General features: G+C 55.2%; 21 protein-coding genes and 1 riboswitch. Of the genes, 14 read left to right on the forward strand and 7 right to left on the reverse strand.

Going from position 1 to position 22792, the window contains the following annotated elements:
- Positions 1-325: 325 nt before the first annotated feature.
- On the forward strand, positions 326-1339 hold the full coding sequence (gene tsaD / locus RT340_RS12255) for a tRNA (adenosine(37)-N6)-threonylcarbamoyltransferase complex transferase subunit TsaD (protein WP_313376240.1): 1014 nt from the start codon (positions 326-328) through the stop codon (positions 1337-1339).
- A gap of 30 nt (positions 1340-1369) precedes the next feature.
- Here the strand turns inward: tsaD and plsY are convergent, their stop codons facing one another.
- A complete protein-coding gene (gene plsY, locus RT340_RS12260; protein ID WP_034828352.1) occupies positions 1370-1969 on the reverse strand; it encodes a glycerol-3-phosphate 1-O-acyltransferase PlsY in 600 nt (199 codons plus the stop codon).
- Positions 1970-2076: 107 nt separating this feature from the next.
- On the opposite strand from plsY, the gene folB reads away from it, so the two are divergent.
- The gene (gene folB / locus RT340_RS12265; protein WP_034828354.1) at positions 2077-2436 is read left to right on the forward strand and encodes a bifunctional dihydroneopterin aldolase/7,8-dihydroneopterin epimerase; all 360 of its coding nucleotides are present in this window, start codon (positions 2077-2079) and stop codon (positions 2434-2436) included.
- 191 nt (positions 2437-2627) lie between these two features.
- Complete coding sequence (gene bacA, locus RT340_RS12270) at positions 2628-3446, forward strand: undecaprenyl-diphosphate phosphatase (RefSeq protein ID WP_058959467.1); 819 nt, start codon at positions 2628-2630, stop codon at positions 3444-3446.
- 17 nt (positions 3447-3463) lie between these two features.
- Here the strand turns inward: bacA and RT340_RS12275 are convergent, their stop codons facing one another.
- Both RT340_RS12275 and RT340_RS12280 read right to left on the reverse strand, forming a co-directional pair.
- Positions 3464-4696 (reverse strand): multifunctional CCA addition/repair protein, encoded by a 1233-nt coding sequence (locus tag RT340_RS12275; protein ID WP_097118150.1) that lies wholly within the window; start codon positions 4694-4696, stop codon positions 3464-3466.
- Positions 4697-4837: 141 nt separating this feature from the next.
- Entirely contained in the window at positions 4838-5461 is a 624-nt protein-coding gene (locus RT340_RS12280; RefSeq protein WP_034828360.1) for a TIGR04211 family SH3 domain-containing protein, read from the reverse strand.
- Between the two features lie 204 nt (positions 5462-5665).
- On the opposite strand from RT340_RS12280, the gene RT340_RS12285 reads away from it, so the two are divergent.
- The 3 genes from RT340_RS12285 (at position 5666) to hldE (ending at position 11421) form a co-directional block, all read left to right on the forward strand.
- Entirely contained in the window at positions 5666-6976 is a 1311-nt protein-coding gene (locus RT340_RS12285) for an inorganic triphosphatase (protein WP_097118148.1), read from the forward strand.
- Positions 6977-7007: 31 nt separating this feature from the next.
- Positions 7008-9866 (forward strand): bifunctional [glutamate--ammonia ligase]-adenylyl-L-tyrosine phosphorylase/[glutamate--ammonia-ligase] adenylyltransferase, encoded by a 2859-nt coding sequence (gene glnE / locus RT340_RS12290; RefSeq protein WP_313376244.1) that lies wholly within the window; start codon positions 7008-7010, stop codon positions 9864-9866.
- Positions 9867-9993: 127 nt separating this feature from the next.
- Positions 9994-11421, forward strand: coding sequence for a bifunctional D-glycero-beta-D-manno-heptose-7-phosphate kinase/D-glycero-beta-D-manno-heptose 1-phosphate adenylyltransferase HldE (gene hldE / locus RT340_RS12295; protein ID WP_097118146.1), 1428 nt, complete (start codon positions 9994-9996; stop codon positions 11419-11421).
- A gap of 198 nt (positions 11422-11619) precedes the next feature.
- Here the strand turns inward: hldE and ubiK are convergent, their stop codons facing one another.
- Complete coding sequence (gene ubiK, locus RT340_RS12300; protein WP_034828368.1) at positions 11620-11925, reverse strand: ubiquinone biosynthesis accessory factor UbiK; 306 nt, start codon at positions 11923-11925, stop codon at positions 11620-11622.
- A gap of 171 nt (positions 11926-12096) precedes the next feature.
- Positions 12097-12246: riboswitch (FMN riboswitch) on the forward strand.
- 111 nt (positions 12247-12357) lie between these two features.
- On the opposite strand from ubiK, the gene ribB reads away from it, so the two are divergent.
- The gene (gene ribB, locus RT340_RS12305; RefSeq protein ID WP_034828370.1) at positions 12358-13014 is read left to right on the forward strand and encodes a 3,4-dihydroxy-2-butanone-4-phosphate synthase; all 657 of its coding nucleotides are present in this window, start codon (positions 12358-12360) and stop codon (positions 13012-13014) included.
- Positions 13015-13234: 220 nt separating this feature from the next.
- Positions 13235-14020 carry a 4,5-DOPA dioxygenase extradiol gene (gene ygiD, locus RT340_RS12310; protein ID WP_313376247.1) on the forward strand — a complete coding sequence of 262 codons (786 nt, stop codon included), beginning with the start codon at positions 13235-13237 and terminating at the stop codon, positions 14018-14020.
- 37 nt (positions 14021-14057) lie between these two features.
- On the opposite strand, the gene RT340_RS12315 is transcribed toward ygiD, so the two are convergent.
- The 3 genes from RT340_RS12315 to tolC all read right to left on the reverse strand — a co-directional run bounded on the left by RT340_RS12315 (position 14058) and on the right by tolC (position 17533).
- A complete protein-coding gene (locus tag RT340_RS12315) occupies positions 14058-15221 on the reverse strand; it encodes a glutathionylspermidine synthase family protein (protein WP_283215559.1) in 1164 nt (387 codons plus the stop codon).
- 8 nt (positions 15222-15229) lie between these two features.
- On the reverse strand, positions 15230-15919 hold the full coding sequence (locus RT340_RS12320) for a DUF1190 family protein (RefSeq protein WP_097118143.1): 690 nt from the start codon (positions 15917-15919) through the stop codon (positions 15230-15232).
- A 141-nt stretch (positions 15920-16060) separates the two neighbouring features.
- Positions 16061-17533: an outer membrane channel protein TolC gene (tolC, locus tag RT340_RS12325; protein WP_058961939.1), complete on the reverse strand. Its 1473-nt coding sequence runs from the start codon at positions 17531-17533 to the stop codon at positions 16061-16063.
- 212 nt (positions 17534-17745) lie between these two features.
- On the opposite strand from tolC, the gene nudF reads away from it, so the two are divergent.
- The 6 genes from nudF to RT340_RS12355 all read left to right on the forward strand — a co-directional run.
- The gene (nudF, locus tag RT340_RS12330) at positions 17746-18381 is read left to right on the forward strand and encodes an ADP-ribose diphosphatase (RefSeq protein ID WP_058961938.1); all 636 of its coding nucleotides are present in this window, start codon (positions 17746-17748) and stop codon (positions 18379-18381) included.
- On the forward strand, positions 18378-18803 hold the full coding sequence (locus tag RT340_RS12335) for a DUF1249 family protein (protein ID WP_034828381.1): 426 nt from the start codon (positions 18378-18380) through the stop codon (positions 18801-18803). The genes nudF and RT340_RS12335 overlap by 4 nt, the downstream gene beginning before the upstream one ends.
- A 37-nt stretch (positions 18804-18840) precedes the next feature.
- On the forward strand, positions 18841-19668 hold the full coding sequence (gene cpdA, locus RT340_RS12340; RefSeq protein WP_034828383.1) for a 3',5'-cyclic-AMP phosphodiesterase: 828 nt from the start codon (positions 18841-18843) through the stop codon (positions 19666-19668).
- Between the two features lie 3 nt (positions 19669-19671).
- Positions 19672-20253, forward strand: coding sequence for an esterase YqiA (yqiA, locus tag RT340_RS12345; RefSeq protein ID WP_313376252.1), 582 nt, complete (start codon positions 19672-19674; stop codon positions 20251-20253).
- Positions 20254-20300: 47 nt separating this feature from the next.
- Positions 20301-22196 (forward strand): DNA topoisomerase IV subunit B, encoded by a 1896-nt coding sequence (gene parE / locus RT340_RS12350; RefSeq protein WP_160833686.1) that lies wholly within the window; start codon positions 20301-20303, stop codon positions 22194-22196.
- A gap of 67 nt (positions 22197-22263) precedes the next feature.
- On the forward strand, positions 22264-22792 hold a 529-nt coding region (locus RT340_RS12355; protein WP_313376256.1), incomplete at its 3' end, for a LysR family transcriptional regulator.

Genomic DNA, 22792 nt, shown 5'->3' on the forward strand with positions numbered 1-22792 from the left:
AGTGCTACGTCGAACGGCTCGTTTTCACGTACTTTAATTACCGGCATGTAACTCTTACCTCGATAAATTCGGTTTTGCTGCTGACTGCGGCGCCAGCACTTTTAAAATGGTGCAGCATTTTACTCCAGCCGTAGCCGAGTTGTAAAGCACCATGAACAATTTAGAACCAACAGAGACATATGCCATCGCGGCTGCCGGTTTTTTCAGGCCGTGGAGTATAGCGCACTCTTTGTGCGACAGAAAAACACTTTTTCCTGGCAAAGTCGTCCAGCGTGTGATTCGCCTGTGCTACACTGCGCGCCGCAAGAAGAGGGTGATAAAAGCTATGCGAGTTCTGGGTATTGAAACGTCCTGCGATGAAACCGGCATCGCGATTTATGACGATGCGTCCGGTCTGTTGGCGAATCAATTATATAGCCAGGTCAAACTGCACGCTGATTACGGTGGTGTGGTGCCCGAACTGGCCTCACGTGACCACGTGCGTAAAACCGTTCCGCTGATTCAGGCTGCGCTGAAAGAAGCCGGATTAGCCGCAAAAGACATTGATGCCGTGGCCTATACCGCCGGTCCAGGTTTGGTTGGTGCGCTATTAGTCGGGGCGACTGTCGGCCGTGCACTGGCGTTTGCGTGGAATGTGCCTGCGGTGCCTGTGCATCATATGGAAGGCCATCTGCTGGCGCCGATGCTGGAAGAAAATCCACCGGAATTCCCGTTTGTGGCATTGCTGGTTTCGGGTGGTCACACGCAGTTGATCAGCGTCACGGGTATTGGTGAATACACTTTGCTGGGTGAATCGATTGACGATGCGGCTGGCGAAGCTTTCGATAAAACCGCCAAACTGCTCGGTCTGGATTATCCGGGCGGGCCGATGCTGTCACGCATGGCGCAGCAGGGCACGCCGGGTCGCTTCAAATTCCCGCGCCCGATGACCGATCGCCCAGGGCTGGATTTCAGCTTCTCGGGTCTGAAAACCTTCGCCGCCAACACCATTCGTGAACATAACGGAGATGAGCAGGCGCGTGCCGATATCGCTCGTGCGTTTGAGGATGCAGTGGTGGATACGCTGATGATCAAATGCAAACGCGCGCTGGAGCAGACCGGCTTTAAACGCCTGGTGATTGCCGGTGGTGTCAGCGCCAACCGTACGCTGCGTGAGCGTATGGCCGAGATGATGCAAAAGCGCGGTGGCGAGGTGTTTTATGCACGCCCGGAGTTCTGTACTGATAACGGCGCGATGATTGCCTACGCTGGCATGGTGCGGCTGAAAGGTGGCACACGCGGTGGATTGGGCGTCAGCGTCCGGCCACGTTGGCCACTGGCCGAATTGCCCGCTATCTAAAACGAAAAAACCGGCATCGCGCCGGTTTTTTTATTTCTTCTTTTTCCGCTTCCAGATCTTATTTTCCTGCCCGCGCCACAGGCGCTGGATGTTGTCGTGATGACGCAACAGAATCAAACAGGAGAGCATCGAAACCGGGAAGGTAAACTGCGGTTTGAACCACCACACGTAGAACGGGGCAATCAGCGCACTGACAATCGCACCCAGCGAGGAGTAGCCGCTCAGCAGCACCGTCAGCAGCCAGGTGCCGGTCATCAATCCCGTCAAATCCCAGCCAATGGGCGCGATCGCACCGAATGCGGTTGCCACGCCTTTACCACCACGAAAACGGAAAAACACCGGATAGATATGGCCGAGACAGGCGGCAATCGCGGTTAAGCCGAGATACATCGGCGTGACGTGCAGCAGATAGGCGATCCACACCGGAATCATCCCTTTTGCCACGTCGAAGATCAGTACCGCAGCCGCAGCGGCTTTACCACCAATGCGCAACACGTTGGTCGCACCAGGGTTGCCGGAGCCGGCGGTACGCGGATCGGGTAAACGCGCGAGTTTACAAACCAGGATCGCACTGGAAATCGAGCCGCAAAGATACGCGAAAATAATCATACCAAGCGCGATAGCACTCATAGCCTCGTACCGTTCCTTTTGGGTCGTTTTGTTCTCGATAAGCGTGGATAATACGCATAATCCGCCGGAAGTGGTATCCGGCTTAGCCAAAAACAGAGACTGACATCATGGATATCGTATTTATAGAACAACTCACCGTGTTCACCACCATTGGCGTTTACGACTGGGAACAGGGCATGCAGCAGAAGCTGGTGCTCGATGTCGAAATGGCGTGGGACAACCGTCGTGCTGCGGTGAGTGACGATGTGAACGACTGTCTGAGCTACGCCGATGTCACCGAGGTTATCCTCAATCATCTGCAGGGCCAGCGCTTTGCCCTGGTCGAACGCGTGGCGGAAGAAATTGCCGATCTGTTGATGAATCGTTTCAAAACGCCCGGTGTGCGCATCAAGGTCGGGAAACCTGGCGCGGTGGCCCAGGCAGCGACCGTTGGCGTGCGTATCGAGCGCGGGACTATTCCTAAATAAATCATCCGTGATTGCCATCACAATGAAACCAAACCAAATTATGGTGTGTCTCACTTGAGGCCGTTGCGCTAACGGACGCGAAGTTGCCGATTTTCTTAAGGTTTCCTTCAGCGTGGCGCAGGCATAATTTTAGGCGGTAGCACCTTGCGGCCGCCTTTTTACTGTTTAAAACGGATAGAGGAAAAATTTTGATGGCAGATATTCACCAGCTTTGGGTTGCTGCAATCCTGGGGGTTGTGGAAGGCCTCACGGAATTCCTGCCGGTCTCTTCTACGGGCCATATGATCATCGTTGGCCATCTGTTGGGCTTCGAGGGCGATAAAGCTGAAACCTTTGAAGTCGTCATTCAGCTGGGATCCATTCTGGCGGTGGTGGTGATGTTCTGGCGTCGCCTGTTCGGACTGATTGGTATTCACTTCGGTAAAGAGCCGCATGAAGGCACTGGAACCGGGAAACTGACCCTGATTCACATTTTGTTAGGCATGGTGCCGGCGGTGGTGATTGGCTTACTGCTGCACGATCAAATCAAAAGCCTGTTTAATCCGATTAACGTGATGTACGCACTGGTCGTCGGCGGCGTGTTGCTGTTGGTGGCTGAGTACTTCAAACCTAAACAGCCTAAAGCGGTAGGTATCGATGATATCACTTACCGCCAGGCGTTTATGATTGGTTGCTTCCAGTGTCTGGCGCTGTGGCCGGGCTTCTCGCGCTCGGGTGCCACCATTTCTGGCGGTATGCTGATGGGCGTGAGCCGTTATGCTGCATCAGAGTTCTCATTCATCCTTGCGGTGCCGATGATGATTGGTGCCACCGGATTGGATCTCTACAAGAGCATGGGCTTCCTGACCATGCAGGATTTCCCAATGTTCGCCGTCGGCTTCGTGACCGCCTTTATCGTTGCTCTGCTGGCGATCAAAGTGTTCCTGGAACTGATTAAGCGTATCTCGTTTGTTTCGTTCGCTATCTATCGCTTTATCGTGGCGGCGGCGGTTTACGCCATCTTCATGTAAGCGCGGCGTGCGGCCGGTTATGCTGGCCGCACGTTGATCAACCCATCCTGCACTGCCATCACCCGACGACGCGTCAACTCTTCCCGCACGGCTGGTCCTTTGAAACCTGCTGCAACCACATCCTTCGTTGGTACCGCCTGAGCCAGCGCAAACGCCTGACGCAGATAATCGCCTTGTGGATAGGCCATGCTTTCCATTCCGGTGCGACCACGCGCATCGGCTTCGCTGGTCAGTGCCATCTTCTCTACGCGATCGGGCTTGCGCCATGCATCAATGCGATCGAACAGGGCAACCAGTGATTCCGCTGACTGGCGTTCAATGGTGTGGACGATATCGTGGAATTCCGTGACCACCAGTGCCAGATCGCGCACCTGATTGGGCACGCGCAGCCGCTGGCACAGCGCTTCGACAATCGGCACACCGGCTAAACCGTGGCCATGATGGCTCGGCCATTTTTCCGGCGGCGTCAGTGCTTTACCGACATCGTGGAACAGCGTGGCAAAGCGCACATCCAATTCCTCTGACAGTGCGGCAGACATCGTCAGCGTCATTAACGCGTGCACGCCGGTATCAATTTCGGGATGCCATTTGATCGGCGCCGGAATGCCGTACAGGTTATCCAGCTCCGGGAACAGCACCTGCAATGCGTCGCAGTCACGCAATACCTGAAAATAGACCTGCGGATTGCGGGTCAGCAGAGCCTTCTCGGTCTCTTTCCACACGCGTTCGGCCGTGAGGTCAGCTAACTCGCCGCTCTCCGCCATCTCACGCATTAAGGCCTGCGTTTCATCCGCGACACGGAAATTGAGGTGGGCAAAACGGGCAGCGAAACGCGCCACGCGTAGCACGCGCAGTGGATCTTCGTTAAAAGCGGATGAGACATGGCGCAGGGTGCGTTTCGCCAAATCCTGCTGTCCGCGATAAGGGTCGATTAAGCTGCCGTCGCCGGCCTGCGCAATGGCATTGATGGTGAGATCACGGCGCTGCAAATCCTGCTCCAGCGTCACGTCTGGGGCGAATTGTGTGACAAAACCGGTGTAGCCTTTGCCATTTTTGCGTTCGGTACGCGCCAGTGCATACTCTTCACGACTGCGTGGGTGCAAAAAAACCGGAAAATCCCGGCCCACCTGCTGATAACCTTGTGCCAGCATCGCTTCAGGTGTGGCACCGACCACCACCCAATCTCTATCTTTTACCGGCAAACGCAGTAAGGCATCACGCACCGCGCCACCGACCAGAAACGTCTTCACTCAACCACTCCAGAGGCAATGTATTCTGCGCGCCGTGCACGCATGTTGCGTTATTGTTGCATACTTTGGCTAAATATCGGGCACGCCAAAAGGGGCATCTTACGATCCCCTTGAAGAAAAGAACAAATCGGCGTGGCGGTTTTAGTTCATCCAGCGATCGTTTTTCTTGCGGCGCGGCACCATGTGCGGCAGCACCAAACCAAGCAGTAAGCCAACACCTAACACGCCGCCGCCATACATAAACCACTGCATGATGATGGTGCGCTGTTTGTCATCCAACTGGACGTTCGCGGCGCTGACTTTTTTCTGCGCGACAATCAGCTCATTTTTCAGCTTTTGATTTTCCGCTTTCAGGCCGTCAATGGTGCCGTCGCTGTTCGCCACTTTACTCTGCATTTCAGAAGTTCGCTGATTCCAGCTGTTGTCGATATTCGCCAGCTTAGCGGTGAGATCTTTGACCTGTTGCTCCAGCTGCGGCACGCGAGTGCGCAGGCTCGGTTCGGCACTCAACTGGGACAGTGGGATCCAGTTGGTTTTCCCTTCGGCATCACGAATCTGGCCATATTGGGAATCGTTGTTGACCTGCAACAGGGTGACTTCCTCTCCGGCATTCAGCTTGCCAATCAGGCGATATTGATCGCCCGGGCCGCTGCGTACCCAAGTGGATAATTCATCGGAGATATAACGCTTTTCGTCAGCAGCATGAACGGGGGCGATGGCGCTAAATGCCAGCAAAGAAAGGGCAGCAAGTGTGATTTTTTTCATTCGATGTCGTTTTTTCTTAATGGCGTAAAATTACCGGCACAGTCTGGAGACGCTTCTCAAAAATCTGAATGAGAACTATCCTGGTCTCAATCTGGTGCGAAAAGGGTCGTAAAAGCACAAGAAAGCGGAGACAGCGGGCTTCCGGTGCATTACTCTTCGCCAGATTAAACTCGTAAGTGCCAGCAGCGTATTGAATAAAAAATTATGACCATCGAAATCGAATTAAAGTTCATTGCCACACCACAAGCCGCCGAAAAACTCGGTGAAACCCTTGCCGCGTGGCCACATCAGCACTTCGCCGCACGCGAGCTGACCAACATCTATTTTGAGACCGATGACAATCAGCTACGTCGTTGGGATATGGGCCTGCGCATCCGCGGTGTCGATCAGCGTTATGAGATGACGCTGAAGGCCGCCGGCAAAACCGTGGGCGGTCTGCATCAGCGCCCGGAATATAACGTCGACCTCACCGAGCCAACGCTGGATATCGCCCAGCTGCCGGCTGAAATCTGGCCAGAAGGCACCGATGTGGCGGCATTACAGCAGCGCCTGCAACCGCTGTTCAGCACCCATTTCCAGCGTGAAGCCTGGCTGGTGCAGTTTGGTGAGAGCGAAATTGAAGTGGCGTTTGATCGCGGAGACGTTGCCGCAGGTGAATTGAGCGAGCCGCTGTACGAAGTGGAGCTGGAGCTGAAAAGCGGCCAGCGCGCCGACATGCTGAAGTTCGCTGAAGCCTTGATCACCGCAGGCGGCCTGCGCCTGGGCAGCTTGAGCAAAGCCGCGCGCGGTTATCAGCTGGCTCAGGGCAATCCTGCCCGTCCGCTGCGTGCATTAGCGCTACAAAAAATCGGCGCTAAAGCCACGGTAGAGCAGGGCATGATCAACGCGATGACCGCCGGTCTTAACCAGTGGCAGTACCATGAAGAAGTGTGGCTGCGTGGAAATGCCGATGCCAAAGAAGCGGTGATGGATGCGCTGGAAACCCTGCGACAGGCGTTCTCGCTATTTGGTGCGCTGGTGCCGCGCAAGGCGAGCAGCGATCTGCGTCAGAAGCTGACGCGTCTCGATGAGCTGTTAGCAGATGCAGAAATTGATGCGGAAACCGCCTGTTTTTCTACGGTCTCTGTTGATGCCCAGTTAGCACTTACTCACTGGCTGGTGGAATCACAATGGCAGAACTGGCTGGATGATAAGAGCAAAAGCAAGCTGCAAGGTTCGTTCAAACGCTTCAGCGATATCATGCTCAGCCGTATTGCTGCCGATCTGCGTGAGACCTTTGTCGACGTGCAGCTGTTTAACGAATTTCAGGACAAATCCACGCGCCTGAATCGCCAGCTTTTAGCGGTGCATCTGCTGGCAGGGGCTTATCCAGCGGAAGAGGTGAATGTCTGGCTGGCAGGCTGGCAGGAGCTGCAGCATGCGATTCGCATCCAGCAGGAGCGCGGGTTGATTCAACTGGTTAATCTGGCCATTCGGCCATCGCCGTTCTGGCTGAATAGCGGAGTGAAACGCTAAGTCGGACGCACAATCGAATCAGGGAGGGAAGATGTTGTTACCGTTACCGGCGCTGATGCAGGCGCAGTTAGCTATCGTGGCCGAGCGCCTGAATATGCCGCCTTCCGCCTTTACGGCAGAGCAGGCGGGCGCGCTGACCTTTAGTGACTTTATCGTTGATAACCTGCAGCAGCATCCGGAGTGGTGGCAACAGCTCCAGCAGCAACCGCCTCTACCAGATGAGTGGCAACACTACAGTGCCTGGCTAAATCAGGCGCTGGCGGGCGTGGAAAATGAAACTTCCCTGATGCGCGAACTGCGCCTGTTCCGCCGCCATATGTTGGTGCGTATAGCGTGGATGCAGGCGCTGCAACACGCCAGTACCGAACAGAGCCTGACGCAACTCAGCACGCTGGCGGAGGTCCTCATCGCCGCTGCACGTGACTGGGTGTGGCAGGATTGCAGCCGCGATTTTGGCACACCTTGCAATGAAGCCGGTGAAGCGCAGCCCATGCTGATCCTCGGTATGGGCAAGCTGGGCGGCGGCGAACTCAACTTCTCTTCCGATATCGACCTGATTTTTGCCTGGCCGGAAAACGGTGTGACGCAAGGCGGCCGTCGTGAACTCGATAACGCTCAATTCTTTACCCGCATGGGTCAGCGCCTGATCAAAGTGCTGGATCAGCCTACCGTGGATGGTTTCGTCTATCGCGTGGATATGCGTCTGCGCCCGTTTGGTGACAGTGGCCCGCTGGTGCTGAGCTTTGCTGCGCTGGAAGACTATTATCAGGAGCAGGGTCGCGACTGGGAGCGTTACGCGATGGTCAAAGCGCGCCTGATGGGCGACGACCAGGGCCACTGGAGCCAGGAACTGCAGCAGATGCTGCGTCCGTTCGTCTATCGCCGCTACATCGATTTCAGTGTGATTCAGTCGCTGCGTAACATGAAAGGCATGATTGCCCGTGAAGTACGGCGTCGTGGCCTGAAAGACAACATCAAACTCGGGGCGGGCGGCATTCGCGAAACCGAATTTATCGTGCAGGTGTTCCAGCTCATTCGTGGTGGACGTGAGCGCTCACTTCAGCTCCGTTCCCTGCTGCCAACGCTGCAGGCCATCGGTGAACTGGCTTTGCTGAATTCGGCGCAGGTGGAACATTTGCGCGGGGCCTATCTGTTCCTGCGTCGTCTGGAAAACCTGCTGCAAAGCATCAACGATGAGCAGACGCAAACGCTGCCGGAAAACCCACTCGATCGTCAGCGTTTAGCCTGGGCGATGGGCGCGGCGGACTGGGATGCGCTGATGTTGCAACTTGAACAGCAGATGGCAGGCGTGCGCAGTATCTTTGATGAACTGATTGGTGATGATGCGCCAGACGTTGACGATCAACCGCAGCTGGCTGAATTCGCAGGCCTGTGGCAAGACACGCTGGAGGAGAGCGATCTCATTCCTGTCGTGCCACAGCTGAACGAAGCGCAACGTCATGCGCTGTATGAATCGCTCAACAGTTTCCGCCAGGATGTCAGTCGTCGCACCATCGGACCGCGTGGGCGTTTAGCGCTTGATCAACTGATGCCGCGCCTGTTGAGTGAAGTCTGTCCACGCGAAGATGCCGATGTGGTACTGGGTCGCCTGACGCCGCTACTGCTCGGTGTGTTAACCCGCAGCACTTATCTGGAGCTGCTGACGGAATACCACGGCGCACTTCGTCATCTGATCCGCCTGTGTGCCGCCTCGCCGATGGTCGCCAGCCAGCTGGCACGTTATCCGCTGTTGCTGGATGAACTGCTCGATCCCGCCACGCTGTACCAGGCGACAGCCACCGATGCGTATCGCGATGAATTGCGCCAGTATCTGCTGCGCATTCCTACCGATGATGAAGAACAGCAGCTGGAAGCGCTGCGACAGTTCAAGCAGGCGCAGCATCTGCGCATTGCCGCTGCCGATATCGCTGAAACGCTGCCGGTGATGAAAGTGAGTGATCACTTAACCTGGCTGGCGGAAGCCATTATCGAATTGGTGGTGCAGCAAGCGTGGCAAATGATGGTGCAGCGCTATGGTCGTCCTTCGCACCTCACCAGCGACAGCGAGCGCGGTTTTGCTGTGGTTGGCTATGGCAAATTGGGTGGCTGGGAGCTGGGTTACAGCTCGGATCTGGATTTAGTGTTCCTGCATGATTGTCCGGATGATGCGGAAACCGATGGCGAACGCGTGATTGATGGCCGCCAGTTTTACCTGCGGCTGGCGCAGCGCGTGATGCATCTGTTCAGCACGCGCACCTCCTCAGGCATCTTGTATGAAGTCGATGCGCGGCTGCGTCCGTCTGGCGCGGCGGGCATGCTGGTGAGTACCTTTGCCGCCTTCGATGATTATCAGCGTAATGAAGCCTGGACCTGGGAACATCAGGCGCTGGTGCGTGCGCGTATTGTGTTTGGTGAGACGTCGCTCTGCGATCGCTTCAATGACATCCGTCGCGGCATTCTTTGCCTGCCGCGTGAGCGTCCTGCACTGCAAAAAGAAGTGCGTGAAATGCGCGAGAAAATGCGTGCCCACCTCAGCAACAAACACAAAGGACGCTGGGAGATCAAAACTGATGAAGGCGGCATCACCGATATTGAATTCATCGCGCAATATCTTGTCTTAGGCTACGCGGCAGAGCAGCCTGCGTTGACGCGCTGGTCAGACAATGTGCGTATTTTTGAGCTGATGGCGCGTCAGGAGATCATGGATGCAGAAGAAGCGCAGGCGCTGACTCACGCGTATGTCACGCTGCGTGATGCATTGCACCATCTCGCATTGCAGGAGCTGCCGGGGCACGTCGCACCGGAATCTTTTGCTACTGAGCGGGCTGCCGTGCATCGCAGTTGGCAACGCTGGCTGGCTGCCACCGAATCTGATAGCGCGGAAGCGTAAAATAACGCTTCGCCCTTAGTGACCCGGCCTACAGGAAGGCGCGCAGCCCACGCACCTGTGGCTCGAAGTCTCATCGGGGTATGTTATTATCCGCGCATAATTTTGACCGTAGTCTGGAGTCTTTGGAATGAAAGTAACACTGCCCGCTTTTGGCAAAGCCGCTGTGCTGGTTGTTGGCGATGTCATGTTAGATCGCTACTGGTATGGCCCAACCAGCCGTATCTCGCCTGAAGCCCCGGTACCGGTGGTGAAAGTCGATACCATCGAAGAGCGTCCAGGCGGCGCGGCCAACGTGGCAATGAACATTGCTGCACTGGGTGCTGGCTCGCGTTTGATTGGCCTGACCGGTGAAGATGATGCGGCACGTGTGCTGAGTGAGACGCTGGAAAAGGTCAAAGTCGATTGTGATTTTGTCGCGGTGAAAAGCCATCCGACCATTACCAAACTGCGCGTGCTTTCGCGTAATCAGCAGCTGATTCGCCTCGATTTTGAAGAAGGTTTCGAGCAGGTTGATCCGCAGCCTATTCACGATCGTATGCGCCAATCGCTGGCGCAAGCGGGTGCGTTAGTGCTGTCAGATTACGCCAAAGGCGCGTTGAGCAGCGTGCAAACCATGATTCAGCTGGCGCGTGAAGCCAACGTGCCGGTGTTGATCGATCCGAAAGGCACCGATTTCGAGCGCTATCGTGGCGCGACTCTGCTGACGCCTAACCTGTCTGAATTCGAAGCCGTAGTGGGTAAATGCAAAACCGTAGAAGAGATTGTCAGCCGCGGCATGCAGCTGATCGCTGATTATGATCTCTCTGCGCTGCTGGTCACCCGTTCTGAGAACGGCATGACGCTGCTGCAACCAGGCAAAGCGCCAGTGCATTTACCAACGCAAGCGCAGGAAGTGTATGACGTCACCGGCGCAGGCGATACGGTGATTGGCGTGCTGGCCGCCGTGCTGGCAGCAGGCGATAGCCTGGAAGAAGCCTGTTTCCTCGCCAATGCGGCAGCCGGCGTGGTGGTCGGTAAACTCGGTACGTCCACCGTGAGCACCGTTGAGCTGGAAAATGCGATTCACGCCCGTCCGGATAGCGGATTTGGTGTGATGACCGAAGCTGAACTAAAAGCGGCTGTGGCGCTGGCGCGTCAGCGCGGTGAAAAAGTGGTGATGACTAACGGCGTGTTCGACATCCTGCATGCGGGCCACGTTTCTTATCTGGCCAACGCTCGTAAGCTGGGCGATCGCCTGATTGTGGCGGTGAACAGCGATGCTTCTACCAAACGTCTGAAAGGTGAAACCCGTCCGGTTAACCCGCAGGAAAACCGCATGATCGTGCTCGGTGCGCTGGAAGCAGTGGATTGGGTGGTGCTGTTTGAAGAAGATACGCCACAGCGTTTGATCGCGGGTGTGTTACCGGATCTGCTGGTGAAGGGCGGCGATTATAAGCCGGAAGATATCGCGGGCAGTAAAGAGGTTTGGGCCAACGGCGGTGACGTGCGCGTGCTGAACTTTGAAGACGGTATCTCCACCACTAACATCATCAAGACGATTCGCAGCCACTCATGATGAGCATTGAGATCCCAGAAGATTCGCTGTCATCAAAAGCGAGCACTGGGGTTTTCAATGATTCGCTATCACTAACGGCGAGCGAAGAAGCAAGCGTATTCTGACTAAACAGGCGGCCTAATGGCCGCCTGTTGTTGTCTGCGAGCAATGTAAGCTCAGCGAGTGTTTTCGAGCAATATACGCCGCCGAGTCAGCGAATTACTGCGGAGTGTCGATCTTACCCGCCGGGTCCGGTGTCACCACCGCAGGTGCCGGTGCAGCAGGGCTCTCACTTTCCAGTTTCGCCAGGCGCTGTTCCAGTGCCGCCAGCTTCTCACGCGTGCGCAGCAGTACCTGCGTCTGCACATCAAACTCTTCACGATTCACCAAATCCATGCGGGTTAACTGCGCCTGCAGCACCTGACGAATTTTCTTTTCGACATCGTCGCCAAAGTCGCGAATCCCTTTTGGCATGGCTTCATGGACCTGGCGAGCCAGTTGTTCAATTTTTTTCGTGTCGATCATGATGATTTCCTGGTTGCGGTGGCTGATAACAGCACGTGTTCCGACTCAACAAAGGTTAAGTGTAATGCCTGAAACGAAAAGGTTAAACCTGAATTCCGCATCGCAGTAAATGCAAAAGCATTTGCGCTTTTGTCGATTGCCCGTCCAGATGATTGGCGTTATAGTGACCTCGCTTATTCTCAGGGCGGGGCGAAATTCCCCACCGGCGGTAAATCAGCTTCGGCTGAAAGCCCGCGAGCGCTTTCACTGCAAAGTGAAAGGTCAGCAGATCCGGTGTAATTCCGGGGCCGACGGTTAGAGTCCGGATGGGAGAGGGTAACGACATCAGCCGGGCTTAGGCCCGCGTCACGTTTTTGCCATGTGTATTATTTGCGCACTCCTAAGCACGCCCTGGTTCTGGTAACTCATATATTTTTTATAAGGTTTTTTACCATGAATCAGACGCTTCTTTCTGAATTTGGCACGCCGGAACAGCGTGTAGAACGCGCCATCGATGCGCTGCGCAACGGTCGCGGTGTGATGGTGCTCGACGATGAAAATCGTGAAAACGAAGGTGACATGATCTTTGCCGCCGAAACCATGACCGTAGAGCAAATGGCATTAACCATTCGCCACGGCAGCGGCATTGTCTGCTTGTGCATTACTGAAGAACGCCGCCAGCAGTTGGATCTGCCGATGATGGTAGAAACCAACACCAGCTCTTATGGCACCGGCTTTACCGTCACCATTGAAGCAGCGGAAGGTGTCACCACCGGTGTTTCTGCCGCTGACCGCGTCACCACCATTCGTGCCGCTGTGGCAGATGGCGCGAAGCCGAGCGATCTCAACCGTCCAGGCCATGTTTTCCCGCTGCGCGCGCGCGAAGGCGGTGTGCTGACGCGTGGTGGTCACACTGAAGCCACCATCGATTTGGTGACATTAGCAGGCTTCAAACCCGCCGGTGTGCTGTGTGAATTGACCAATGACGACGGCAGCATGGCGCATGCGCCAGAAGCGATTGTGTTTGCCAAACAACACGATATGCCGGTCGTAACGATTGAAGATCTGGTGGCTTATCGCCGCGAGCGTGAAACGCGCCAGGCAAGTTAAGCCTCAGTTATCGTCATCAAAAGATCCGCAGTTTTTACAGGCTGCGGATTTTTTTTCGCGCGAAAGTGCACCTTTAATCCTCATCTTTACCGCCCAACCACTACGCAAATTCTTATTCAAATTCTCTGATAGAGATCATCACAGTTATCAGCGTTAATCCCGGCACGAAAGCGCGTATCGTAGCGGCTAATAAAGCGACACTTTCGTCAGAGGAACCATCATGAGCCACAACCGTATGCCCGCCCTGTTTTTAGGTCACGGCAGCCCGATGAACGTACTGGAAGACAATACCTATACCCGCGCATGGCAGCATCTGGGTGCAACATTGCCACCTCCGCGCGCCATTCTCGCGGTGTCGGCACACTGGTACACACGGGGTACGGCGGTAAAGGCCATGCATAATCCTCGCACCATCCATGATTTTGGTGGCTTCCCGCAGGCGCTGTTTGATGTGCGTTATCCGGCTCCGGGCTCGCCAGAGCTGGCACAGCAAGTGATCGAACTGCTGGCACCGATTGACGTCCATGCCGACCAGGAATGGGGATTTGATCACGGCTCATGGGGCGTGCTGGCAAAAATGTATCCGCAAGCCGATATCCCGGTGGTGCAGTTAAGTATCGATGGGACGCAATCGGCGCAATGGCACTTCGAATTAGGTCGCAAACTGGCGTCGCTGCGTGACGAAGGCGTGATGATCGTCGCCAGCGGTAACGTGGTGCATAACCTGCGGATGCTGCGCTGGCAGGGTGCCGCCACAAGCTATCCGTGGGCTGAAAGCTTCAATGAATTTGTGCGTGAGAATTTGAGCTTTGCCGGTGAAGCAGCAGATCATCCGTTGGTGAATTATTTGCAGCACGAAGGTGCAGAGATGTCCAACCCAACGCCAGAACACTATCTGCCGTTGCTGTATATCCTCGGCGCGCGTGCAGCTGAGGAGTCGATCAGCATTCCGGTGGAAGGGATGGAGATGGGCGCTATCAGTATGCTTTCGGTGCAGGTCAGCTAATGCACTGGCCGCCCGTGTCTGACGGGCGGCACAGCATTTATTCGATAAAGGTATGCGGGTAGAAGCGTGACAGATCCTGAGTGATCAGCGCGCGATCTTCACGAATGCCGATACCAGCAGGTTGATCGTCAATCAGCCAGCTACCGATCAAGGTGTAGCTGTCGCCGAACTTCGGCAACGGATGGAATTGCTGGATGATCATTCCCTCTTCGCCGTACGGACCTTCAGCACGGGCGATCTCCTGGCCGTTTTCAATGATGCGAATATTGGCGCCTTCACGTGAAAACAGCGGTTTCACCACGTACTTGTCCATCTGCGGGGCATTTATGTCGTCGGCAAAGTAGGCGGGCAGCAGATTGGGATGGTCAGGAAACATTTCCCACAGCAGCGGCAGCAGCGCTTTATTCGAGATAATGCTTTTCCACGCCGGTTCTAACCAACGCACACCGGCATCTGCCAGCTTGGTGGAGAACACTTCACGCAGCATAAATTCCCACGGATAAAGCTTAAACAGGTTGCTGATCACCTGATCATGCTGATCGGTAAACTGGCCTCTTTCACCCAACCCAATTTCATCGATATACAGGAATTCATTCGGCAGGCCGGCTTCGGTGGCGCAATCCTGCATGTACTGTACTGTGGCACGATCTTCTTCGGTGTCACGGCAGCAGGCAAAGTGCAGCCAGTTAAAACCGTGCTCCTGATGCAACGCGGCAAAGCGCTCAATCAACTTTTCCTGCAGGCTATTAAACTGGTCACTGCCTTGTGGCAGGTTGCCCGCATTGACTTGATCTTCCAGCCAGATCCACTGGAAAAAGGCGGCTTCATACAGAGAGGTCGGCGTGTCGGCGTTATTCTCCAGCAGCTTGGCATCGCCTTTACCGTCCCAGGCTAAATCCAGGCGGGAATAGAGCGACGGCTGACGCAGCTTCCACGAGTCTCGTACGAAGTCCCAGGTGTGTTTGGGAATGCAGAAGCGGGTGAGCAGTTCATCACTGTTCACCACTTTTTCCACCGCCTGCAGGCACATCTGATGCAGTTCGGCGGTGGTATCTTCTAATTGCTCAACCTGTGCCAGGGTGAACTGGTAGTAAGCGTCTTCACACCAGTAAGGTTCGCCATACATGGTATGAAACTGGAAGCCGTATTCGTTGGCTTTTTCGCGCCAGTCCGGGCGTTCGCTGATAGCAATACGTTGCATACTACGGCTTAGCCTCCCATCGAGCGGCTGCTGCCAGTGCTGCTGCGATTGGTGCTGGTGGCATTGCTGCGCTGCAGGGTGTTTTGTTTCGCAACGCTCTCACCGAAGCCACCACGCGTGATGGTGGAGGTGGTCGCTGGCTTAGGTGCCATGGCGGTTTTCGGCACGTTCATGCTGCGGCCTGAGGTCGCTGCACCATAGTTTTTGCCGGAAGCATCGACAAACTGACCGTTAGCCGGGCTGTTCGGGGTTTTCGGTGAGAACAAGGGTTGCTGCGCAAAGCCCGCGCCGCCGCCCATCATGCGACCCATCATGTAACCGGCCATCAGCGGCATCCAGAAGCTACCGCTCTGCTGCGCTTCGGCATTGTTGGTGCTACCGACACCGGCCTGGGCAGGAGTTTGCTGGCACTGATTCTCACCGAACTCTGCGACGCAATCTTCGCGCGTGGCGTATTTCGGTGCGGTGCGTTCGGCTTCTTTCTTCGCATTGTTATACGCAGTGGTACATTGCGCGCTCTGGCTAGGGTTAGCTTTCGCACAATCATCCGCGTTTTGGTACAGCGATACTGTCTCATCGCTCTGTTCGCAGCCAGCCAGCATAAACACTGCGGTCACCGCGAGTGCCACTGGCGTTAAATGGCGTGCCTGCCAGCTTTTACGAAAAGCGGCATGACGAATATGTTTAGTCCGTTTCATTATTTTCATCCTGTGCCCAAAGGTGGGGCTTAGGATAGGTGATGAGTGGTGGAAAATGAAGCGAGAAGCCGGATGGCTGGGGGATCTTTACGTTGTTATACGTTTGAATGCGAAAGGGGCCGCAAGCGACCCCTTAAGGGATTAATTACCGAAAGGATTTCCGCTGCTGTGCGCGGCAGCCGGGCGCGCTTTCGCGGCGGCTGAAGGTGCCGAAGTTTTCGGACCATTATCGACACGTGAAGCCTGCTGGCTGTTTTCCGGTGCCACCACTTCAGGTGCGGTGGTGATTTCCTTGCCCAGCGTGCTGTTCAGCTGCTGCAGGTCCTGCTCATTCAACGTACCCAGCGCATATTTGATGTTCAGCTGGTTAATCAGGTAGCTGTAACGCGCATCAGAAAGTTGCTGTTTAGAGTTGAACAGGGTTGTGGTCGCATCCAGCACATCAACGATGGTACGGGTACCCACCTGATAACCGGCTTCCATTGCATCCAATGAGCTTTGAGCAGACACAACGGCCTGCTTGTAAGCATCAATGCTGCTGATCGACGCGTTAACGTTGTTGAACGAAGAACGCACGGTCTGGATCGCACTACGATGTGCGCCTTCCAGCTGTTCGCTGGCGGCAACAAAGTTGTACTGCGCCTGTTTCACCTGCGAGGTCACCGAACCACCGCTGTACAGCGGCAAGGAGAAGCTCAGGCCAACCTGGTTGGAACCCGTGATGGAGTCAGTGGTGCCAGAACTCTGGTTAGCACGGCTGCCGCCATATTTGCTGTTAGACACACCAGTAGAGGCAGTCAGATCCAGCGTTGGCATATGACCAGACTCAGCAGAGCGAATTTGCTCGCGCGCCAGGTCCTGGCTTAAACGTGCAGATAACAGGCTGAGATTGCGGCTTTCAGCCTGCTTCAGCAAGGAAGCAACGGCATCCGGGCGTGCGGTTTTGAAACGATCAATATTCAGTGAAGCCAGTGCCAGATAATCCATACCGGTGATCTGACGCAGCGATTCCACTGCATTATCAAGGTTGTTACGCGCGGTCACTTCGTTGGCCAGCACGCTGTCGTACTGGGCACGGGCGTTCTGCACGTCAGTGATCGCTACCAGGCCAACGTTGAAGCGCTGGGTGGTTTGATCCAATTCGCGGTAAATCGATTGTTTCTGCGCTTCCGTGTAAGAAAGGGTATCAATCGCCTTCAACACGTTGAAATACGCCGTTGCGGTATTCAGAATCAGATCCTGCTGTGCAACCTGATAGGTGACATCCTGAATCCCGGCGGTTTTTTCCTGCAGTGACAGCGCACGCCATTTCGACATATCGAAAATGGTTTGTGTTAATTGCAGAGAAGCGCTGGTCGTGTTGGAATGAAGACCGCTGCTGTCACGGTAACCGTTGTTATAGGTATAATCTGCACCCAGGCCTAACTGTGGAAGTAAAGGGCTACGCGCTTCGTTAATTTTCTCAAAGGCTGCATCACGGTCAGCGGCAGAAGCACGCAGATCCGGGTTGCTAAGGCGCGCCTGCTGGTAAACCTGCAACAGGTTCTCTGCCTGGCTGGCAAGGCTAAATCCGCCCAGGCTCAACCCAATAAAAAGTGGGAGCAGTTTTTTCATTTGCATTCCTTTTGTTGCAGCAAATTGCACTGGTAGTGCTGCAGGTAAGCCAAAAAATAATCGCCGATTCTACAGAGGCGGCGTCAGAGATAAGTTGGCTGAACGTGCCTTCTTCCCCTAATTTACGTAAATAATTCAGAAAGAACCACTCGGACGGAGCACAAGGGTTGGCTTTTCTTCGCTCCATCCCAATCTGCATAAGGAACCAGATGATGGCGGGTGAAAAAAAATCCCCTGTGACTTTCACAAAAAACGATGTAGAAATTATTGCACGCGATACACGCTACGATGGTTTTTTTTCCATTATTAGCTACCGTTTCCGCCATCGCCGCTTTAATGGCGAGATGAGCGGTGAGGTGGTACGCGAAGTTTTTGAGCGCGGACACGCCGCCGTGCTGCTACCCTATGATCCCTTACGCGACGAAGTGGTGCTAATCGAACAGATTCGCATCCCGGCTTATGATTCCAGCCCAACGCCCTGGCTGCTGGAAATGGTGGCCGGTATCATTGAACCCGGTGAAACGCCGGAAGATGTGGCGCGTCGCGAAGCCGGAGAAGAAGCAGGCCTCAAGGTCGGGCGTGTGAAACCGATAGTGAATTACTTAGCCAGCCCAGGCGGAACGTCTGAACGTTTGTCGGTGCTGGTGGGCGAAGTGGATGCCAGCCTGGCAGAGGGAAATCACGGGCTGGAGGAAGAGAATGAGGATATTCTTGTCCATGTGGTGAGCCGCGAACAGGCTTATCGCTGGGTGGAAGAGGGGATTATTGATAACGCGGCATCTGTCATCGCCCTGCAATGGCTGGCGTTGCACCATGAAAAACTACGACAAGAGTGGAAGCTAAAATGAAACAGCGCTATACCCCTGACTTTCCCGAAATGATGCGATTGTGCGAAACCAATTTCGCCCAACTGCGTCGCCTGCTGCCGCGTGATGACGAGGCAGGCGCGTCGGTGATCTATCAGGTGAGCGGCGCCCGTTATCAGCTGACTATTCAAGAGTCGACGCGTTATACCACGCTGGTGGAGATTCGCCAGGTGGCCCCGGCAGTAAGTTACTGGAGCCTGCCATCCATGTCCGTTCGGCTGTACCATGATGCGATGGTCGCTGAAGTGTGTTCCACTCAGCAGATCTATCGCTTCAAAGCGCGCTATGATTATCCTAATAAAAAACTGCATCAGCGCGATGAAAAACATCAGATTAACCAGTTTCTTGCAGATTGGTTGCGCTATTGTCTGGCGCACGGTGCTGTAGCAGTGCCGGTCTGCTGATAGCATACAACTATGGCGTGGAGAGAAAGGAAACGCTTTGGATAGCCTGCTTACTCTTCCTGCGGCAAATGGGGCCGATATCAGGATTTTACAAATCACGGACACCCATCTTTTTGCAGGAAAACATCAATCGCTGCTTGGGGTAAATACCTGGTCGAGTTTTGATGCGGTGCTGGACGCCATCATGGCACAACAGCGCGATTATGATTTGATTATCGCCACCGGCGATCTCGCCCAGGATCACACCGTCGAAGCTTATCAACACTTTGTAGCGGGCATTTCACGCCTGCCAAAGCCGTGTGTCTGGCTGCCGGGGAATCACGATTTTCAGCCCGCGATGGTCAATACACTTGCCGATGCCGGAATCGCTTCCGATAAACATGTGCTGTTGGGTGAGCACTGGCAGTTGGTGCTGCTGGATAGTCAGGTCTTTGGTGTGCCGCATGGCATGTTAAGCGAGTACCAACTCGAGTGGCTCGACAAGGCGCTGCGCCTGCATCCTGAGCGCCATACGCTGGTGCTGCTGCACCATCATCCGCTCGCTTCCGGCTGTACCTGGCTGGATCAGCATAGCTTGCGCAATCCCCATCAATTAGAAGCGGTGCTGCAACACTTCCCGCGTGCGCGTAATCTGGTGTGTGGCCACATTCATCAGGAATTAGATCTCGACTGGCATGGTCGTCGCGTGCTGGCTTCTCCTTCGACCTGCGTGCAGTTCAAACCGCATTGCACCAACTTCACCATCGATAACGTCGCGCCAGGTTGGCGCTGGTTAACCCTGAAGGCAGATGGCGTACTGGAAACCGAAGTGAATCGTCTGCAAAGCGATCTGTTCCGTCCCGATCTCGATTCCGAGGGCTACTAAGCGATGGCGGTGCTGATCTATCTGCACGGATTCAACAGCTCTCCGCAATCGGCCAAAGCCACACAACTGCAGCAGTGGGTAGCGCAACATCATCCGCACATTAATGTTCTGGTGCCGCAGCTGCCCACGTTCCCCGCCGAAGCCCCCAGCATGCTGGAAGAGCTGGTGATGCAGTACGCCGGTGAGCCACTTGGCCTGGTGGGATCGTCGCTCGGGGGCTACTTCGCGACCTGGCTCTCGCAATGCTTTATGCTGCCGGCGGTGGTGGTCAATCCAGCGGTGCGCCCGTTTGAGCTGCTGGTGGATTATCTCGGCGAGAACCGTAATCCCTACACCGGCCAGCAATATGTGTTAGAGTCACGCCACATTTACGATCTGAAAGTCATGCAGATTGACCCTCTCGAAGCGCCCGATTTACTCTGGCTGCTGCAACAGACCGGCGATGAAGTACTCGATTACCGCCAGGCGCTGGAATACTACAGCGCGTGCCGCCAAACGGTCGAAGAGGGTGGCAATCATGCTTATATCGGATTCGAACGCCATTTTGCGCAGATCATTGATTTTCTGGGATTAAATGCTCCCTGATTGCTGCGAGATGGACCCCTATTCCTATTGCTAATCAGACAGTTACGATGAGCCAATCAAGTTATAATGCCGATGCCATTGAGGTCTTAACCGGCCTTGAACCGGTGCGTCGTCGTCCGGGGATGTACACCGATACCACGCGCCCAAACCATCTGGGCCAGGAAGTGATCGATAACAGTGTCGATGAGGCGCTGGCGGGTCACGCCAAACGCGTGGAAGTGATCCTGCATGCGGATCAGTCGCTGGAAGTGATCGATGACGGTCGCGGCATGCCGGTAGATATCCATCCGGAAGAGGGTGTGCCAGCGGTTGAGCTGATTCTTTGCCGTCTGCATGCGGGCGGTAAATTCTCCAACAAAAACTACCAGTTCTCCGGCGGCTTGCACGGCGTGGGGATTTCGGTGGTCAACGCCCTGTCAAAACGCGTAGAAGTCACCGTGCGCCGCAATGGCGAGATCTACGATATTGCCTTCGAAAATGGCGATAAAGTGCAGGATCTGACGGTGACCGGCACGGTCGGCAAACGTAACACTGGCACGCGCGTGCATTTCTGGCCGGATGAGAGTTTCTTCGACAGTCCACGCTTCTCGGTGTCGCGCCTGACGCATGTGTTGAAAGCCAAAGCGGTGCTCTGTCCGGGCGTGGAGATCGTGTTCAAAGACAAGGTCAATGATACCGAGCAGACATGGCTCTATCATGGCGGCCTCTCTGATTACTTATCAGAAGCAGTCAACGGCCTCCCTACCTTGCCGGAAAAACCCTTTGTCGGCAGCTTCGCGGGTGATGTGGAAGCGGTGGATTGGGCGTTACTATGGCTGCCAGAAGGCGGCGAACTGCTGACCGAAAGCTACGTCAACCTGATTCCCACTATGCAAGGCGGGACGCACGTCAACGGTCTGCGTCAGGGCTTGCTGGATGCGATGCGTGAGTTCTGCGAGTTCCGCAATATCCTGCCACGCGGCGTAAAACTGTCTGCGGAAGATATTTGGGATCGCTGCGCCTACGTGCTGTCGGTCAAAATGCAGGATCCACAGTTCGCCGGTCAAACCAAAGAGCGTCTCTCTTCGCGTCAGTGCGCGGCATTTGTCTCGGCTATCGTGAAAGATGCTTTCAGCTTGTGGTTGAACCAGAACGTGCAAGCCGCCGAAATGCTGGCCGAACTGGCGATCTCCAGTGCTCAGCGTCGTATGCGCGCGGCCAAGAAAGTGGTGCGTAAAAAGCTCACCAGCGGACCCGCACTGCCGGGCAAACTGGCAGACTGTAGTGCACAGGATCTGAATCGCACCGAACTCTTCCTGGTGGAAGGGGACTCCGCAGGTGGATCGGCCAAGCAGGCGCGCGATCGTGATTATCAGGCGATCATGCCGCTTAAAGGTAAGATCCTGAACACCTGGGAAGTCTCATCGGACGAAGTGCTGGCCTCGCAGGAGGTTCATGATATTTCTGTGGCGATCGGTATCGATCCCGACAGTGAAGATCTGAGCCAACTGCGTTACGGCAAGATCTGTATCCTTGCGGATGCGGACTCCGATGGCTTACACATCGCCACCTTGTTGTGTGCGCTGTTTGTGAAGCACTTCCGCTCGCTGGTGCAACATGGCCATGTTTATGTCGCCATGCCACCGCTGTATCGCATCGATCTCGGCAAAGAAGTCTTTTACGCGTTGGATGAAGACGAGAAAGAGGGCGTGCTGGAGCAGCTGAAGCGCAAGAAGGGCAAACCGAACGTACAGCGCTTCAAAGGTCTGGGTGAGATGAACCCGCTGCAGCTGCGTGAAACCACGCTCGACCCGAACACCCGTCGTCTGGTGCAGCTGACGGTCAGCGATGATGATGTCGAGCAGACGCTGCGCGTGATGGACATGCTGCTGGCGAAAAAGCGTTCTGAAGATCGCCGTAACTGGCTACAGGAAAAAGGCGACCTCGCCGACCTGGAAGCTTGATGACCTGGGACGCTGCGGCGTCCCTTGTTATTTGGGCAAGCCAAACATTTTTACCGGGGAAAGGAACGTGAAAATCACACTGGAAGAGCTACGCGCCTGGGTGGCGGTGGTGGATACCGGCTCAATCACAGCGGCGGCCGAGCAGCTCGATCAAACCAGTTCTGGTATCAGCCGGGCGTTGAGTCGGCTGGAAAGCAAATTACAAACCACGCTAATGCACCGCACCACGCGGCGTCTCGCGCTTACCGAGGAAGGCTTGATCTTCCTCGATCATGCGCGCCAGATCCTTTCGTCGGTAGAACTGGCAGAAGAGCAGATCGCCCAGCGCCGAGACATTCCTTCAGGCAGATTGCGCATCAATGCCAACGCCCCCTTTATGCTGCACGTGATCGTGCCGCTGGTGGCGGAATTTCGACAGCGTTACCCGCTGATTCAGCTGGAGTTGAATACCGACGACATCATGATCGATTTGCTGGAGCAGCAGACCGATATCGCGATTCGCGTCGGGGAGTTGCGTGATTCTACGCTGCGTGCCCGCGTGCTGGGCAGCAGCGCCACGCGTTTAGTGGCGAGCCCGGCTTACCTGCAGCAGTATG

The sequence above is a fragment of the Pantoea sp. CTOTU50773 genome (assembly GCF_032082325.1).
GTDB lineage: Bacteria > Pseudomonadota > Gammaproteobacteria > Enterobacterales > Enterobacteriaceae > Pantoea > Pantoea communis.